Genomic DNA, 17,419 nt, shown 5'->3' with positions numbered 1-17,419 from the left:
CGTGGAGAGGTTCTGTTAATACGATTTTCCCATGGAATTTTTCAAGAGTCAATATAGACACGCCATATTTTAAGTACAAACACACTACGGTTTTGCGTGTTTATGTAGTGCTTTTGTATCAAAAAACGCCGAAATTCGGTACAAACGCACTACAAAAAATGAACAAAACATTGAACAAAAGTCAACATAAGCAACAAAAAGTGGGAAGCCGCTCGCGCGCTACGCTTTGAGCGCTCAGGCAAGTCGTCGCGCAGAATACAGAAAACCCCCGCGCACCCACCAGAGGCCACTTACCCTTGCTGCATTCCTGCCCTGGGGGGATTGGGTGACGTAGTGCCACGCGGAGGCTCTACCTATATTACACGATTCTGGATAAAAGTCGAGCGCAAGCCGAGCGCAAGTCGCAAGCAACCGAAGATGGAGCGCGCAACAAGATGCATCGCTAGACACAATCACAAGTCGCAAGTAACCGCACCGTTAGACACGCCGCTAGGCGCGCCACACGCTTTTACCGCTCTTCTTTGCATCCTCAACATCCGCATTAAGCTGCGACTCGTCTGCCTCAACATCTCCAGCAATATAGCGCTCAACAAGTTCGCGCGCCTCACTATCTTCGTGCTGAACAGCTGGCGACTTCATAAAGTAAGAGCTAGGAGCCAAAATAGGGCCCGAAAGCTTGCGATCCAGCGCAATCTTCGCCGCGCGCACAGCGTCTATAACAATGCCTGCAGAATTAGGCGAATCCCACACCTCAAGCTTGTACTCCAAGCTAAGCGGAACATCGCCAAAAGTGGTTCCCTCCAAGCGCACAAACGCAAACTTGCGGTCGTCAAGCCAAGCAACATAATCCGAAGGGCCAATGTGCACGTTGTGGTCATCCATATCGTGCGGAACAATCGAAGTAACCGCGCGCGTCTTAGAAATCTTCTTCGACTCAAGCCTAGAGCGCTGCAACATGTTCATAAAATCCATGTTTCCGCCAACATTAAGCTGGTAAGTGCGGTCCAAACGCACTCCTCTATCTTCAAAAAGTCGCGCCATAACTCGGTGCGTAATCGTAGCTCCAACCTGGCTTTTAATATCGTCGCCAATAATCGGAACGCCTGCATCGCGGAATTTTTGCGCCCAAACTGGGTCGGAAGCAATAAAAACAGGAAGGCAATTTACAAACGCGCATCCAGCTTCCATAGCCGCCGTAGCATACGCCTTATCTGCCTGCTCGGAGCCAACTGGCAAGTAAGAAACAAGCACGTCTACGTGCAAATCGCGCAAAACCGCTGCAACATTTACAGGCTCTTCATTAGACTCCTCAATCATTTGCTTGTAGTAGTCGCCCAAGCCATCGTAAGTAGGGCCGCGCTGCACTGTAACACCAAGATTAGGCACGTCTGCAAAGCGAATCGTGTTGTTTTGAGAAGCATAAATCGCCTCGCTTAAGTCATGGCCAACTTTTAAAGCGTCAACATCGAAAGCGGCTACAAACTCAATGTCTCGCACGCGATATTGCCCAAAAACAGCATGCATTAATCCTGGAATTTTATCGCCATCATTGGCATTCTTGTAGTATTCAACGCCCTGAACTAACGACGAAGCACAATTGCCAACACCGGCAATGGCAACGCGGATACTCATATAAACTCCTTAACAAAAATCATCGGCACAAAAACGCCGCACTAATACACTTTTATAATACTAGCTTTTACAAATATTACATACGATATTAAGTATGATTAAAATTCCGCGTTATGTAGGATTAAAGTTCCGCGTTAAGTATGATTAAAGTTCCTCGCCAAGCGCTAACTTGGATTATATGGTTGCAAATAGTTATAGACGAAATTCGCACTCTTCTAGCACAAGGCGCACCGTAAGAAGCGCGGGCGCTGGCGATGCTGCTGGCAACGGCGCAGGCAACAGGGCAGGCGGAAGAAACGGCGCAAGAAACGGCGCAAGAAACGGCGGAAGCGCAAGGCGACCATACAATCAACCATACAATCGCAGAAGCCACAGAAGAATCCAAAAAAACTTTAGAACAAAACACCCGATTCTATTTTGGGCACTAATCGTAGTTTTTACGCCAATAATCCTTGGAATTCTAACGGTTGCGTGGATGTACGTAACAACAGACATTCCGCAGCCAGACAAAATCGCAATGGCGGATAAAACAAAGGTTTACTACGCGGATGGAAAAACGGAAATCGGCAGCTTTGCAGAGCAAAATCGCGAAATCATAAACTGCTCTGTTCTAAAACCATATGTTGGAAACGCAATAATCGCAAGCGAAAACAGGTCATTCTACAAAGACGGCGGAATCGATCTTAAGGGAATTGGGCGCGCAATAATCCACAACGTAACGTCTAAAGGCAGATGGGGCGGCTCTACGATTACGCAACAATACGCGGAACGCTACTATCTTGGCGAAACAAAAACGTATTTAGGAAAGCTGCACGAGGCCATTCTTGCGCTAAAAATCGCGCAAACACAAGACAAAAACACCGTGCTGTGCAATTACATGAACACGATTTATCTGGGCCGCGGAGCGTACGGAATCCAGGCGGCAGCAAAAGCGTACTTTGGCGTGGAAGCGAAGGATCTTACGCTATCTCAAGCGGCAATGCTGGCTGGAATAATCCCTGCGCCAAGCAGCTGGGATCCTGCAATCATGCCTAAAGAGGCGAATATTCGATTCAAGCGCGTTCTGCGAATTATGCGTGAAGACAAGTACATTACAAGCGAAGAATACAAAAACGCAAAAATGCCGCAAACCATTAATCAAACTAAGCAAAACATGTACGCGGGGCCGCAAGGATACCTTTTGCAAATGGTTCGCAGCGAGCTTACAAGCGGCGGCGCGTTTACAAAAGAAGACCTAGACACAGGCGGATACCGCATTATTACAACAATCGACAAAGCTAAGCAGGATTTAATGTTTAACGTTGCAAGCCCGACTGCTGGCGCGCGCGGAATTACGCCGCAAGGAGTGCAAACGGGCGCAATGAGCGTAAATCCTAAAGATGGGTCGATTATATCTGTGTATGCAGGCGATGACTACCTTTCTAAGCCGCTAAATAACGCCACTCAAGCGCTTTACGAGCCTGGAAGTACCATGAAGCCGTTTGCGCTGATTGGGGCGATTCAGGCTGGAACAAGCCTAAACACGCTGTTTAATGGAAATACTGGGCTAAAGTTTAAGGGAATCGACAAGCCAGTAAACAACTTTGCAAACACAAATTGGGGAATAATCAACCTTTATAAAGCAACAGCAAACTCTGTAAACACGCCATTTATGGCTTTGCAAGAAAAGCTGGGGCAAAAAGGTGTGGCGAATACGGCTGTTATGGCTGGGCTAAATGCGCAGCGCGTTAACGGCAAGAATCCGTTTACTGTTCTTGGAAACGACCCTGTGCATATTAGCGAGATTGCGCGCGCGTATTCCACGATTGCAAACCAGGGGCGCAGGCCAGATTTGCACATTGTTTCTAGCGTTAAGAACCCAGACGGCAAAGAGTTTTATAGGGCGCCGACCGTTGGAAAGCAGGTGTTTGCTGCGGCAGACATGGCGCTTGCTATTAAGGCCATGCAAGGCGTTGTGCAATACGGTACTTCGCCAGAAGTTAGGGGCGTTGGAAAGCCGATTGCTGGAAAGTCGGGAACTGCTAACGATGCTTCGGCGTGTAGTTTTGTTGGATTTACGCCGAGTGTTTTGACTGTGTTTGCTATTTGGCACCCAGATGCGCAAGGAAATCCTTTGCCTGTGCCAACTTTCCGCGGATACCCTGGTGGAATTGGGTATTCTGCGCATTTGTTTACGCGATACATGCGTGCGGCGCTGGCTGGAACGGCGGCGGAAAAATTCCCAGAAGCTAAAGATAACGGCAAAATTGGCGGCGTTGACGGCACTTGGGGGCTTGGCGGAAGCAAGCACGAATTTGCGGACGACGATAGCGAAGTTGCGAATAGCGAAAATAAGGAAGATAGTTCAAGTAGCAAAGATAAGGATAAAGATAAAGATAAAGCAGATAGCGCAAGTGGCGAAAATGGCGCGAGTAGTGAAGATGGCGCTAATGGTTCTGGGGCGAACGGTGAGAACGGCTCGGCTGGCAGCGGCACTACTGTAGGCGGCGGGAGCGCTGGCGATGGGTCTGGCGCAGCATCATCTTCTGGAAGCGGCGGAGCTAACCAAACGCAAAGTGGCGGCGGCGATTAAGCTGTATTTTCCCGAGAATGTACGTAAATTGGGTCAAATTTGGTACAAAGTGCGGAAGTTTTTCCGCTTTTTGTACGTGATTTAGGCCAAATATGGTACAAAATCGGGAAAATCCGTATTAGTTACTGCGCAATGCGATCAATAATGTAGCGCTCAAGCGCTTGCGGCGTAAGGTCTTTGTAGCCGTCTAAGTCTGCAAACTGCGGACCGCCGCTAACGTCTAAGTTAGAATACGCTCTTTGCGCAAGAGTTGTTGCTCCCGAAGCCGCTGCCGACTTTAGCCCTGCAAACGAATCCTCAATCGCAATGCAATACTTCATGTTTTGCGCGCTAATGCCAAGCAGCCTACCTGCAGCCAAATACGGCTCGGGGCTTGGCTTTGTAGCATACCCATCGTCTCCGCAAACAAAACCAGCGAACGCTCCTTTAGGCGCATGGTTCACAATGTTTTCAACAAGTCGCCTTGGTGAATTGCTCACTAAAATCGAAGGGATTTTTGCATCGGCAAGCTTTTGCAAAAGATCTAGAACGTCTGGCACCCATGGAACTTCCGCGCTTTCGCGCTCGGCAACATAGTCCACCATTGCGTTGCCAATCTCTTCAACGCCCATCTTTGTTCCGCGCGCAATCATAGCTTCGGCAACGTCTTTTAGAGAGCCGCCCGAGTATTGCCATGCAAGCTCTTCGCTCCACTCGCCGCCGTGTTTCTTTGCGATTTGGATTTCGGACTCGTGCCAATACGGCTCTGAGTCGATTAGCGTGCCGTCCATATCCCAAAAAACTGCTGCCAACTTGCGATTTGTGGCGTTTTGCGCTGCTGTTGTGTTTAGTGCCATTAATACCCTTTATTTTGTAGCTTTACATACGCAATATTTATAATATTTATAATATTTACATTTATATTTAAGCATTTGACTAGTATTTAGAAAAATCTAAACTAATGTTTATATAGGCACTTGTTAGCGTAGGCTCTATAGCCCAAACGCGCGCCACAAAACAATCGACCTATCGTCTTCTAAATCATTGCTCGCGTAATCATTATATTGCGAATCGCCATTATTGCCTCTTGCATAAGACGACGGCAACTCGCGCTGAGGCACACGAATATCTCGGCGCCAATCCTTTGCGCGCTGCGAGCGCTGAACCTCTACAATGTTTCCGTCTGCACTCGCCGCAAAAATGTTTCGCTCCGCACTCGCCGCCTCGTCAACTAAGCGCCTCACTTGCCTTTTAAGCTGGCGATTTTCTTCTTGAAGCTCCAAAATCCGCATAATTCCAGCAAGATTCACGCCGTTTTCTTGGCTCAGCTTTTGCGTTTGCACAAGCCTATCTATGTCTCTAAGCGAGTATCTTCTGGCTCCGCCTTCTGTGCGCTGCGGCATAATCAAGCGCAATCTATCGTACTGCCTAAGCGTTTGCGGATGCGTGTCGGTTAGGTTGGCTACGTGACTCACGGTAAAAATCGGCATGTCGATTTTAAAGCCCACTTCGTCCGCGCCGTCAAGCGTTGCATTTCCGCGCACTAGCGCCACTGCACACATCTCATACAGCGCCCTAATTTGGCGATCCAACCTAGCCATGACTTTCCTTTCTCACGCAAACGCTAAGCAAATCTGCGACTCTTAAACGTAAACGCTAAGCGCATATGCATCTGCATCTATTCGCGCAAATCCTTAACTTCTTGCTCGTAATCTGCGCCACACGCCTTTTCAAACTCTTTTGCAGCATGTTTTACCGCCATTGTTGGCTTTTTTGGAACGTGTATTTGCGCAATTCCAACAAACGCGCCATTTTTGCCTGGCACGCCTTCGCCTTCTACGCGTATTCTGCTGCCGCCCGAAGTTCCAGATGGCACCTTAAACACAATCGGCTCGCCATCTACGTTTTTAAGCGTGACTTTTGCTCCGTGCACAGCTTCGCTTAAAGTGAGCGGCAAAGTGGCCACTAAATCGCATCCTTCAATCGAGAATTGCTCCGACTTTTCCACTTGCACTTGCAAATACATGTCTCCAGAAGCGCCGCCAAACTTTCCTGGTTTGCCTTTTGACTTTAGGCGTATTTTTTGCCCATCTTTTACGCCTGCAGGAATGTGAGTTTTGAACGATTCTCCGCCCGATCGAAGCGAAACTGTAGCGCCTTTAAACGCCTGCTTAAACGTTAGTTTTATAGACGTTGTAATGTCTTCACCACGTTCAGGCACGTTTTGCGTAGCAGATTGACCAGATTGAGCGTACCGCTCGTAATCTGCTCCACCAAATCCTGCTTGCGATGCGCCAGCGCCGCCACCAAACATGGAGAATATGTTTCCCATATCTGGACCCGCGCCGCTTGTGGAGAATCGCACTCGTGAGCCGCCGCCCATTGGCGATCCGCCAAACATTGATGAGAAAATGTCGCTGAATCCGCTTGCGTCGAATCCACCTGCGCCCGCGCCGCCAGCGAATCTTGCTCCGCCTGCGCCGAATTGGCGAATCGCATCGTAGCGAGCGCGCATCTGCTTATCTTTCAAAACGTCGTACGCTTCGGATACGTCTTTGAATTTTTCTTCTGCTTCTTTAGTTTTGTTTAAGTCTGGGTGATATTTTCTAGCGAGTTTTCTGTACGCTTTTGTGATTGTGTCTTCGTCAGCATCTTTAGAGACGCCGAGAACCTTGTAAAAATCTTTGGCTAGCCATTCATTCTCAGCCATTTAAGCTCCTTTTTCTTTGAGCCACTGGCATTTACTAAACAACTTATATCTATAGCTTGTATCTAAATAACCTACTCGCGCTAGCTGCTTAGAATCTAAACCGCCAACACGAGTAGGCATGGGACTTGCATAAGTAAACATTTGATGAAATGCGCGAGCTAAACAATCCAAACAAGCGCTGACATTAGCGATGTTTCACGCATTGTTTCACACTGTTTTACGCTGCGCACACTACTACTCATTGCTTGGAGACGCCACTACGACTCTTGCAGCGCGAATCACTCTATCTCCAATCCTGTAGCCCGATTCCACAACAACATCAACCGTTTCCTTCGTAGCATTCGCATCTGGCTTGTGTAGAATCGCATCGTGCTTTGTTGGGTCAAAGTCTTCGCCCTTTTCGCCAAACTTTTCTACACCAAACTTTTCAAACGCCTTGTCTAATTTTGCGGCCACAGCCTTGAACGAATCGTCCATTGCGCCGTGTTCGCGAATCCTATCAATGTCGTCTAAAGCTGGCAATAAAGCCGTAAGCACGTCTGTTATTCCATGCTGCCTAAATCGGTCTTGCTCTTTGGCTGCGCGGTTACGGAAGTTGATGAACTCAGCTCGCTCGCGTTGCAACGCTTCCAAATAATCCGCCGCCTCTTTTTTGGCTTTGCCAAGAGGTGTTAAGGAATCGTCTTCTTCGCTGCTTTGAGCGTCTACAGAATTGTCATTTTCTTGAGATTTACGCGCGTTGGATTCATCTGCGGTTGCTTGCGACTTTTCCGCGTCGGCGGCTGCGCTAGCGGCCGCATCGGTGTTAGCAGCAGCGTGCTTTGCTTCATGAGTTTCCTCATGCTCCGCAACACCATCAGCCGCAACACCATCCGCCGCAGCGCTATCCGCTGCACACGAATCGTCAGCCGCCGACGGCACGTCTTCCAAACCACTCAAGTAGTCGTTGGCGTTAAACTCGGACATTACTTGTTGTCCTTATCGTCCTTGTCGTCGTCCACCACTTCGGCGTCAACCACGTCGTCATCTTTAGATGCACCTGCATTTGCATCAGATGCAGAACCAGCGGCACCAGCCTGAGCACCAGCAGCACCTGCAGCACCAGCCGCACCCTGCTGAGCGTAAAGCTGCTGACCAATCTTTTGCGCAGACGTCATAAGCTCGCTTTGCGCACTCTTAATCTTCTCAACGTCATCACCCTTCAAAGCCTCCTTCAAAGCATTCACCTTTTCGGTAACTTCCTTAGAGATTTCGTCGGAAAGCTTATCTTTATTGTCGTTCACAAGCTTTTCAGTCTGGTAAGCAAAGGATTCTGCCTGGTTGCGAGTATCCGCTTCTTCCTTGCGCTTCTTATCTTCCGCTTCGTGAGCTTCCGCCTCTTTAACCATGCGGTCAATCTCGTCCTTTGGCAAGCCAGAACCGCCCGTAATCGTCATGGACTGTTCCTTGCCTGTGCCCTTATCTTTAGCAGAAACGTGCACAATGCCGTTAGCATCAATGTCGAAAGTCACTTCAATCTGCGGAACGCCACGAGGAGCTGGAGCAATACCCGTCAACTCAAAAGTACCGAGAGGCTTGTTATCGCGCGCAAACTCGCGTTCGCCCTGGTATACCTGAATCAACACGGATGGCTGATTGTCTTCTGCAGTAGAGAACACCTCAGATCGCTTAGTTGGGATTGCGGTGTTGCGCTCAATAAGCTTCGTCATAATTCCACCCTTGGTTTCAATGCCCAAAGAAAGTGGAGTTACGTCAATAAGCAGAACGTCTTTGCGGTCTCCCTTAATAACGCCCGATTGCACAGCTGCGCCAACAGCCACAACCTCATCTGGATTCACGGACTGGTTAGCTTCCTTACCGCCAGTAAGTTCCTTTACAAGCTCCTTGACGGCTGGCATACGAGTTGAACCACCAACAAGCACCACGTGATCAATCTGGCTTACGGAGATGCCAGCGTCGGAAAGCACGTTGTTAAATGGCGTACGGCAGCGACCGAGCAAGTCGGAAGTCATCTCCTCAAAGTGAGCGCGAGTCAAAGTCTCATCCAAATGCACTGGAGTGCCGTCTGGAGTCATTGCCAAGTACTGCATAGAAATCGAGGTAGAAGTAGAAGAGCTAAGCTCCTTCTTTGCCTGCTCAGCAGCTTCCTTCAAGCGCTGCAAAGCAATCTTATCTTTGCTCAAATCAACGCCGTACTTATTCTTAACTTCGCCAACAAGCCAGTCAATAATCTTCTGATCCCAGTCATCGCCACCCAAGTGGTTATCTCCATTAGTGGCCTGTACCTGGATTGTGGAGAAGCCGTCGTCATCCTTACCAATCTCAAGAAGCGACACATCGAAAGTACCGCCACCCAAGTCGAACACCAAAATGCGCTCGTCTTCCTTGCCTTTTTCGAGGCCATAAGCCAATGCAGCAGCAGTTGGTTCGTTAATAATACGCAGCACATTCAAGCCTGCAATCTTACCTGCATCCTTAGTTGCCTGACGCTGAGCATCGTTGAAGTATGCTGGGCATGTAATAACGGCATCGGTTACTGGCTCACCAAGGTAGGCTTCTGCATCGCGCTTCAACTTCATTAAAACCTGAGCAGAAATCTCTTGCGGAGTCCACTTCTTGCCGTCAATCTCAACGGACCAATCCGTACCCATATGGCGCTTTACGGAGCTAATCGTGCGGTCAACGTTTGTAACAGCCTGACGCTTAGCGACTTCGCCAACCAAGATTTCTCCCGACTTGCTGAAAGCCACCACGGACGGTGTTGTACGCGCACCTTCTGCGTTAACAATAACTGTTGGGCTGCCGCCTTCAAGCGTTGCAATGCAGGAGTTCGTTGTTCCTAAATCAATACCTACTGCGCGTCCCATAATATCTCCTAGCTATCTTATCTATGTACCTTTTAATCTATGTACTCAAATTCTTGACAGCCAGCCTTGCGACTAGCCGCTTTTTCTTTTTACAAAACTTGAGTCTAACACACTCAAGTTATTAAAGTCAAGCATTTTTGCGCGCGTTTCGCAAAAACTTAACACTCCCTCACTCAACTTTGCGCAGCGAGCGCGCCTTCCTTACTTGGTGTTGCGCGTATTATTTTCCGCTTTTTGTACGTGATTTAGGTCAAATTTGGTACAAAGTGCGTCAATTGGTTCCGCTTTTTGTACGTGATTTAGGCCAAATTTGGTACAAAACCCGTCAAATCGCTTGCGCGGATTAGCCGCGCGAACGCAGAAACACCCAGCCCTCGCGCAATACCAAGTAAAGACGTGAGTGCGGTCTAAGCGCGAAGGCAGGTCGGAGCGCGCAACAAAAATGGCTTGAAGATTATCTCCAAGCCATTTTGTGCGTTCACACCACAAAACAAAATGCGAACGCTTTTTAAGGAACGCTACTAGAGCGCAAATTTTTACTTGCTAGCGTGCTTACGGCGCTTAGCAGACACTCCGAGTCCCGCCAGCCCAACAAACACGGCAGCGAACGCGCTTAACGTTGCGGAATCAACGCCAGTTTGCACTCCCATGTTTCCGCGCAAGTTGCTACCCTTGTTTGCCTTTGCTGCATTAAGCGCAGCACGAGCCGCACGAAGTCGCATAGTCGCAGCTTCAACCTGCTCCTGTGTAGCATTCGGGTCAGCGAGCACGCGACGAGCGTTTTCTAGAGCATCATTAAACTCCTTGATCACGCTTGCGTCTACAAGTGCGCCCTTATTGCCATTAGCGCCATTAGATGCGCCAGCCGCACCATTGCCATTAGCAATGTCTGCAAGAGCACCATTCACTTCGGCACTTAACATTGACTTATCAACCGCGTTTGCAGCGTTCGCGTTATTCGCGCCCGTGCCATTGTTGTTGCCATCGGAATCGTCATCACTACCCGAACCAAGCGAGTTGTAGAAGTCAATCATCTTCTGCTTTATAGCTTGCAACTTTCTAAGCGCTTCATCAACCTGAGCTTGGGTAGCGTTTGGATCCGCGAGCACAGCATTTGCATCGTTCAGCGCCTTGTTGTACTCAGCTATATCCTTGCCATCTGCAATCAAGAACGGAATCGACTTGCGGAACTCAGGGTCATTGCCCGTTTCTTGGTAGAGCTTGTTCTTATTCGTCCTGTGCTTGCTTGTAAGGTCATCCTTAGCTTGCTTAAGCTTCTTCAAAGCCTCGTCAACCTGCGCCTGAGTTGCATTCTCGTCGCCAAGAACCTTGTTCGCTTCCTCGAGCGCCTTCTTGTACGCGTCTGCCTCTAGGCTTCCTGCAGCGTTCTGGAATTCTGGCGTCTTGGTGAAGTCAGAATCCTTGCCAGCTTCAGTGTTCAAATCAGACTTATTAGTCTTGTAGCCTTCGGTAATCTTCTTCTTGGCATCCTGAAGATCCTTTAGAGCCTTATCAAGTTCCTGCTGAGTTGGAGCCTTTTCGCCCGCTGGGAGAGTCTTTGGCTTGCCAGTAGTGCGGTCGAACTTGTCAAGGAGCTTCTTAGCAGCCTTGAGCTTGTCGTTGTAATCTTGGAGATCCTTCTTGGCAGCTTCATCACCCTTAGCAGTCACATTCTTGAACTCTGGAGTGTTCTCGAACACATCAGTGTTGGTATCAGTATCGCCGTCCTTAGACTTATCAACTTCTTTATACAAGTCATGCGGGCTAGTGACGTAGTTCTTAGTAATCTTATCCTTAATTTCCTTCAGATTCTTAAGAGCCTCGTCAACTTCCTTCTGAGTTGGAACATCCTTTTCACCAGAATTTGGCTTACCATTCTGATCGAACTTGTTAAGCAAATTCCTAGCTTTACCCAACGCATCCTTATAAGCAGTGACATCAGCATTTTCCTTGCCATCATCACCCTTCTTAGCATCAGCGTTCTTGAACTCAGTAGTAGCCTCAAAGTCATCTTTACCAACGGTAGTTGCACCGTCAGCAGTAGACTTCGCAGATTCATCCTTCAAAGCCTTAGCATTAGTTGCAAAGGCATCTTTGATAGCGTTCTTGGCTTCTTGCAAAGCCTTAAGAGCAGCGTCTACCTGCGCTTGTGTTGGCTTTTTATCTGGATCAGCATTCGGATCGGTACTGTTTACCTGCGCAATCAAGTCTTGCGCAGCCTTCAGCTTCTTGTTGTAATCTTCTAGCTTCTTGGTTGCAGAAGTATCGGAAGTTTTATCAGTTTCAGTCTTCGCCTTTTCAAGCGCGTTCTTGTACGGAACCGATGCCTCGAATGGAGGATTTACATCCTTGCCATTCTCGTCCTTATCGCCCACTTCATTCTTAAGCTTGTCGGCGTTAGTCTTGTAATTGTTGGTGACTTTGTTCATGGCTTCTTGCAAAGTCTTAAGCGCGTCATCAACTTCCTTCTGAGTTGGGATTCTGGCTCCCGTTGTTCCCCCCTGCTTTGGCTTGCCGTCATCGTCGAATGCCTGAAGAATACCGATGGCGTTATTCAGAGCGCCGCCGTTAGTGTTCTTATCAAGAGCATCAACAGCATCCTTAGCCGCGTTCTTCTTTTCCGCATCTGCATTCTGATCACCCTTAAGCGCATCAGCATTCTTATACTCAGGCGTCTTCTTAAAGTCGCCAGCTGCAAAGTCTTTTGCAGCCTTAAGCGCAGCTGCATTGGTCTTGTAATTGTCGGTGATTTGCTTCTTGGCGTTCTTCAAAGCCTCAAGCGCCTCGTCAACCTGCTGCTGCGTTGGACGTTCGCTGTTCTTCTTGCCTTGTTCCGTTGCAGCCTTTACAAGCTCGCGCGCTTTTTTCAGTGCGTCCTTGTATGCCTTAACGTCGTCTTTACCAGTTTCCTTACCGTCGGCGTTCTTGAACTCTGGAGAGTCCTCGAACTTACCAGTTGCACTAGCGCCTTCGGCATCTTCCTTAGACTTTTCCGCTTCTGTGTTCAAAGCAGTGGTATCAGTCTTGTAGTCATCAAGCTTGGTACGTGCTTCATCAAGAGCCTTAAGTGCATCGTTGACGTCTTTCTGCGTTGGCTTTGCGTCTTGCGGCGTGGCATTATCATCATGCTTCTTCAAAAGCTCCTGAGCTTTGGTCAAAGCATCGTCATACGCCTTCTTGGCTGCAGCAGCCTGCTTGTTCTTGTTGTCATCAGGAACAAGCTTGCCGCCCTCTTCCTTCATGAAGTGAGGGTCAGACGCGTTGCGATACGCATCAGAAGTTTGCGTGCCTTCTGTAGGCGCAGAACCCTCTGTAGAGCCATGCTTCTTTACGCTTTCCTTAAGCTTGGTGGTGTCGGTGTTGTACTTGTCAAGCTCTTTGCGAGCATCGTCAAGCTTCTTCAACGCATCATTGACTTCCTTCTGCGTTGCAGCAGGATTCTTAAGCAATTCTTTAGCTGCATTAAGAGCGTCACCATAAGCATCTGCTGCTGCTTTAGCTGCATTGTTCTTGTCGGTATTGTCAGAACCATCATCGTTTTTGTAACTTGGCTGCGACGCGTTCTTAAACGCAGGGTTTTGATGCGTGGCCGCGTCCTCGTTGACTGACTTAAGAAGCTCATCAGTCTTGGTTGCAAACTTGTTCAACTCAGCAGCTGCGTCGTTCATTTCCTTAAGGATCTTGGTAATATCCCTATCCAGAGGCTCGCCTTTTGCATGTGCCTGAATATCTTTCAGGTAGTCCTTATCATCAAGGTTGCCGTCCTTAACAGGAATATTTGTATCAGGAATATCCTGACCAGTTGTCTTATCCTTATCCTTAGGCATCTGTTTATTAAGCGCCTGATGTAGCTTCGTTACAGCATCGTCATACTTCTGCTTAGCAGCCTTTGCCTCCGCGCTTGCATCATCTGCGGACACATTCTTGTAGGCTGGGCTGTTTTGTATTGCAAGGTCATTAAATGCAGCAGCCGAAAGTTTGCTGGTATTAGTTGCATACTTGTCGATAACTTTACGTGCGTTTTCAAGAGCCTCTTTCGCTGTTTTAATTTCTTCCGCAGTTGGCTGTTTAGACGTTTCGGTTTCAGCAAACTTTTTCTTAAGCTCCTTGGCTTTTTGATAAGCATCGTTGTAATCTTTAAATGCTTTCTTGGCGTCTTTGTCGCCAGCTTGCGCCTTATCGAAAGCGTTAAAGTATGCAGGCATAAGGTAACCAGTTACATTATCTGCAAGAGCTTTCGTAAGATCATTAGCATCGGACTTATAATTCTCATGCAGAGCATCTTCGGCCTTAGTTAATGCATCTTTAGCAGCATCCACTTCTTTTTGAGTTGCTTTGTCGTTCTTAAGAACCTCACGTGCCTTAGCTAACGCATTGTCATAGTTTTCAACAGCGGTTTTAGCAGCAGGGTCGATGCCTTTCTTCGCGGCGGCATTCTTGTAGAAGGTACTTTGCTTGCTTGCATCAGTAGTATCAGGATTATCGAAACTGAGCTTTTCAGCAGTTATCAGCTTTGACTTATCTGTTGCTTTAGCATCAAGTGCTGCTTTAGCTTTCTTAAGATCCTCAATAGCCTTGTTTACTTCCTTCTGAGAAGCGTTTGGATCCTTGGAGACCTTATCTGCTGCTGCTACAGCATCGTCGTAGGCTTTGCGCTCATCATCAGTTGCGTTTTGATAAGCTGGGTCAGCGTTTGCAATCGTTTGAGCGCCTTGATCGTTCTTACCATTCTTCACCTTGCCATTTGCCTCAATCGAGGTGTTCAAGCCGTCTTTATTAGTTGCATCACCATCAAGCTCGGCGCGTGCCTTATTAAGATTAATCGTCGCGTTATCGATGAGCGCCTTTAGATTCTCAGGCAGCTTGGAATCTTCTGTATCACCCGCCTGCTTCAAAGCCTCATTAGCTTGCTTCAACGCCTCATCATACGCCTCTTTCTTCTTGTCCGAAGCGTTGTAGTACTTCGACTCGGTTGGAACATCCTTGCCTTCAATCTTGGTAGTCTGGTGCTCGCCAACTGACTTCTTTAAATCGCTCGTCTTATGATTCGTCTGCGGCACAAAGATAACGTTGATTGCCTTTGCAGTATTTCCTGGATTGCGCCCTGATTCCATATACACGTCCTTGTAGTATGTCATTGCATACGGCTGAACGAACAAGCGCGCCTTGTAAATCTTATCCTTCTTACCAGCTACTGTTACAGGGCCAGCTTCTGGATCCCACGAATACGGTCCAGCAATCGACTGATTGTCACCGAGTTTTTCGTCGGAATGGCTCACCTTTTGGTTGCCTATCCAGTATGCACCGCTCATATTGCCCACCGAAAGCTCGCCAGTTGGCTCGTCATCTTTAAGGGCGTATTTCATGTGTGACTTTCGAGGCTTGCCATTTGAATCTTCGTGATCAAGCTGCTCGCCGCCTGTAAGATCTCACAAACCAGCTACGAGGTCCTTGCTGTCAGCACCTTTTTTCGGCGTAGCTTTGAGCAAACCAAGAATCTTTGTTGTATCAAACTCTTCTGCTTTAGTTGGGTCGTAGCGGTAAATGATAGTGGTATGGCTATCGTTGCCCCAGGATAATCCCTCATCGGAGGTGCGACCGTCAATCTTATTCTTATCCTGCTCCCACGAGACGTCATAATCTTTGCGAATATCCACCAAACGCGTGAGCTTGCCAGCCTTTACGTCAGAAGTAAACTCTGCATAGGCTTTATCGGTCTTGATCTTAACGGTAATCTTGTTTTCTTGCTGACCGTTCGAAATACCTATATTTTCATGACCAATGACAGTATCGCCTTCAACGTACGAAAGCGTAATTTGATTTACGCTGGTAAGGCCAAGATCTGTATTATTTTTGTTCGCTTCAAGAATCGACTGCTTAATGCGCGCAAGCTCTGCTTTTGAGTAGCCAAGTGGATTGTAAATAACGGTTGCTTTATCGGCTACAGGAACAGTAATCTGATCTTCCTTGAACTTCTTCAATACAAGCTCGCTGAGCTTAATCTTAGGCGCATCTTTCGCATCTACCCCATCAAAGCTAATAACAGCTTCATCTCCGACAAACGAAATCTTATCTGGAGTTACGCCGTTAATCTTTGCAAGCTTCTTTGCAATTTCTTCCTTAACTTCAGTCGAAAGATTAGTCGGATCTTCCACAATCGGCTTATCGATACGCGTGTCGTAGCGCGCAACCGTAAGCGGAATAGCTTGCGACTTAAAGCCCAAATCCGTAACCATATAAGTATTAAGAGTCTTCGAACCAGCTACATAAGAGTTTGTATCGTCAGTTTTTTTAGTATTAATATCCGCAAACTGCTTTGCATCGTAGGCATCCGAAGACTTTACGTTAAGCTTGCCATCAGTGGTATCTGTAACTCGCACCGCTTTACCATTCTCCCTGGTAAATACGCCATTCGATGCGCTTGCTGCGGCGAGCTGATCGTTCACAGACTTCTTATCGCCGCGAGCTGTTTCAGCATTAGCAGCAGAGGTAATTGCTGATTGAACCTGCTCTTCCGTAAGAGCTTGATTATATTTCAGCACAACTGATCCAGCTGTCTTTGGTGGCACAAGCGTTGCTGCACGGAATGCATTCGTTTTATAAACAGTTGTAGTACCATCTTTGGTTACGTACACAAAAATAGAACGATTCGCTGCATACTTCTCAGCTGCACCGATATCGCCATTTCTAAAAAGATTGCTCATCGTAAGAGTTGCAGAGCCGTCGTTACCCTTCTTAAACGTATAGTTGCCAGAGAAGCTCTGGTGCATAGTATCATCGCCAGAATAGTATTCAGCACCCCTCTTGCTCTTATCGTTAGTCAAACCATTGTTTTGAGCAGGGAAAATAGCAATATTGGTGATTGTTCCACCATCTTTTGGCTTTGCAAAGTTGAAAGTAACCGTGTGCGTTTCACCATCTACACTAAACGTGTTTTCTGTGCTTCCCCAGCCATACATATTAGGCATAGTTTCAGCGTTAGTCTCGTTAATATCAATCTTGGTATTATCTTTATCCGTTGTGTTTGGCTTAATTTTATTAGGATCTTGACTTTCTGTACCATTCGACGCGCGATCCTGATTTTCAGACGTAGTGCCCTCGGGGTTAACATCAGACTTACCTTCAGCCTTTACTACAGTCTGCTCAGGCTGCTTCTTAACATCAGTCGGATTATTCTGATTAGTCTCATCAGCCTGGTGCTCTTTATCAACCTTCTTATTAGAACCATCATTCTTAGCAGTTACATCCTGCGTATTTGCAGGCGTAGTCGTGTCGACAGGCGCAGAAGTAGCATCCGCAGCCATTGCAGGAGTTGCACCAAAAGCAATCGCCGCGCCAGCAATCACACCAGCAGCTCCAGCCGAAAGAGCGGCCACTTTGCGCATATCAACAGCCTTTATAACACCATTGTTGGCTGCAGAATCAAATGCATTCTTTGCAATCTTGTTGGTGTGCTTACCAGATTTTGTAGTCATTTTCCTCTTCTTTCTATTAGAACAAATAGTCAAAAAGTTTTGAACACTCTAACCACGAGCGACAAAAAGTCATAAGCCCTAAAAGTAGTTATTTAATTTTCAATAGCGCGCAACCATAAAGGAGCAGCAATCTTTAACAAGTCATTATAACATTTAGAGAATATTTTTGACACTACATAAACAA

General features: G+C 47.5%; 9 protein-coding genes and 1 other RNA gene. 1 reads left to right on the top strand and 9 read right to left on the bottom strand.

Going from position 1 to position 17,419, the window contains the following annotated elements:
* Window positions 1-256: 256 nt before the first annotated feature.
* Window positions 257-353, bottom strand: an RNA gene (gene ffs / locus D0T20_RS06165) — signal recognition particle sRNA small type.
* Window positions 354-489: 136 nt separating this feature from the next.
* Complete coding sequence (locus D0T20_RS06160; RefSeq protein WP_116438774.1) at window positions 490-1,632, bottom strand: inositol-3-phosphate synthase; 1,143 nt, start codon at window positions 1,630-1,632, stop codon at window positions 490-492.
* Between the two features lie 178 nt (window positions 1,633-1,810).
* Between D0T20_RS06160 and D0T20_RS06155 the strand changes: the two genes are divergently transcribed.
* Window positions 1,811-4,204, top strand: a complete 2,394-nt coding sequence (locus tag D0T20_RS06155) for a transglycosylase domain-containing protein (protein WP_116438773.1) — start codon at window positions 1,811-1,813, stop codon at window positions 4,202-4,204.
* 122 nt (window positions 4,205-4,326) lie between these two features.
* On the opposite strand, the gene D0T20_RS06150 is transcribed toward D0T20_RS06155, so the two are convergent.
* The 7 genes from D0T20_RS06150 to D0T20_RS06565 all read right to left on the bottom strand — a co-directional run bounded on the left by D0T20_RS06150 (window position 4,327) and on the right by D0T20_RS06565 (window position 17,235).
* The gene (locus D0T20_RS06150; protein WP_016789918.1) at window positions 4,327-5,040 is read right to left on the bottom strand and encodes an HAD family hydrolase; all 714 of its coding nucleotides are present in this window, start codon (window positions 5,038-5,040) and stop codon (window positions 4,327-4,329) included.
* A 135-nt stretch (window positions 5,041-5,175) separates the two neighbouring features.
* Window positions 5,176-5,784: a heat shock protein transcriptional repressor HspR gene (locus D0T20_RS06145; RefSeq protein WP_016806621.1), complete on the bottom strand. Its 609-nt coding sequence runs from the start codon at window positions 5,782-5,784 to the stop codon at window positions 5,176-5,178.
* Window positions 5,785-5,861: 77 nt separating this feature from the next.
* The gene (locus tag D0T20_RS06140) at window positions 5,862-6,893 is read right to left on the bottom strand and encodes a DnaJ C-terminal domain-containing protein (RefSeq protein ID WP_116286187.1); all 1,032 of its coding nucleotides are present in this window, start codon (window positions 6,891-6,893) and stop codon (window positions 5,862-5,864) included.
* 234 nt (window positions 6,894-7,127) lie between these two features.
* Window positions 7,128-7,859 carry a nucleotide exchange factor GrpE gene (grpE, locus tag D0T20_RS06135; protein WP_116438772.1) on the bottom strand — a complete coding sequence of 244 codons (732 nt, stop codon included), beginning with the start codon at window positions 7,857-7,859 and terminating at the stop codon, window positions 7,128-7,130.
* Complete coding sequence (gene dnaK, locus D0T20_RS06130) at window positions 7,859-9,760, bottom strand: molecular chaperone DnaK (RefSeq protein WP_016802822.1); 1,902 nt, start codon at window positions 9,758-9,760, stop codon at window positions 7,859-7,861. Before dnaK ends, grpE begins: the two co-directional genes overlap by 1 nt.
* A 536-nt stretch (window positions 9,761-10,296) precedes the next feature.
* Window positions 10,297-15,126, bottom strand: a complete 4,830-nt coding sequence (locus tag D0T20_RS06125; RefSeq protein ID WP_116438771.1) for an FIVAR domain-containing protein — start codon at window positions 15,124-15,126, stop codon at window positions 10,297-10,299.
* 63 nt (window positions 15,127-15,189) lie between these two features.
* Entirely contained in the window at window positions 15,190-17,235 is a 2,046-nt protein-coding gene (locus tag D0T20_RS06565) for a hypothetical protein (protein WP_116438770.1), read from the bottom strand.
* Window positions 17,236-17,419: the final 184 nt, after the last annotated feature.

Source organism: Gardnerella piotii, from assembly GCF_003397585.1.
Lineage (GTDB): Bacteria > Actinomycetota > Actinomycetes > Actinomycetales > Bifidobacteriaceae > Bifidobacterium > Bifidobacterium piotii.
The sequence above is the reverse complement of the archived record's forward strand: the minus strand, read 5'-3'. Positions and strand labels throughout refer to the sequence as shown.

What these genes read in the sequence shown, in the direction of transcription:
- D0T20_RS06160 (WP_116438774.1), bottom strand. Translation starts at nt 1,632, where the DNA reads ATGAGTATCCGCGTTGCCATTGCCGGTGTTGGCAATTGTGCTTCGTCG.
- D0T20_RS06155 (WP_116438773.1), top strand. Translation starts at nt 1,811, where the DNA reads ATGGTTGCAAATAGTTATAGACGAAATTCGCACTCTTCTAGCACAAGG.
- D0T20_RS06150 (WP_016789918.1), bottom strand. Translation starts at nt 5,040, where the DNA reads ATGGCACTAAACACAACAGCAGCGCAAAACGCCACAAATCGCAAGTTG.
- D0T20_RS06145 (WP_016806621.1), bottom strand. Translation starts at nt 5,784, where the DNA reads ATGGCTAGGTTGGATCGCCAAATTAGGGCGCTGTATGAGATGTGTGCA.
- D0T20_RS06140 (WP_116286187.1), bottom strand. Translation starts at nt 6,893, where the DNA reads ATGGCTGAGAATGAATGGCTAGCCAAAGATTTTTACAAGGTTCTCGGC.
- grpE (WP_116438772.1), bottom strand. Translation starts at nt 7,859, where the DNA reads ATGTCCGAGTTTAACGCCAACGACTACTTGAGTGGTTTGGAAGACGTG.
- dnaK (WP_016802822.1), bottom strand. Translation starts at nt 9,760, where the DNA reads ATGGGACGCGCAGTAGGTATTGATTTAGGAACAACGAACTCCTGCATT.
- D0T20_RS06125 (WP_116438771.1), bottom strand. Translation starts at nt 15,126, where the DNA reads ATGAAATACGCCCTTAAAGATGACGAGCCAACTGGCGAGCTTTCGGTG.
- D0T20_RS06565 (WP_116438770.1), bottom strand. Translation starts at nt 17,235, where the DNA reads ATGACTACAAAATCTGGTAAGCACACCAACAAGATTGCAAAGAATGCA.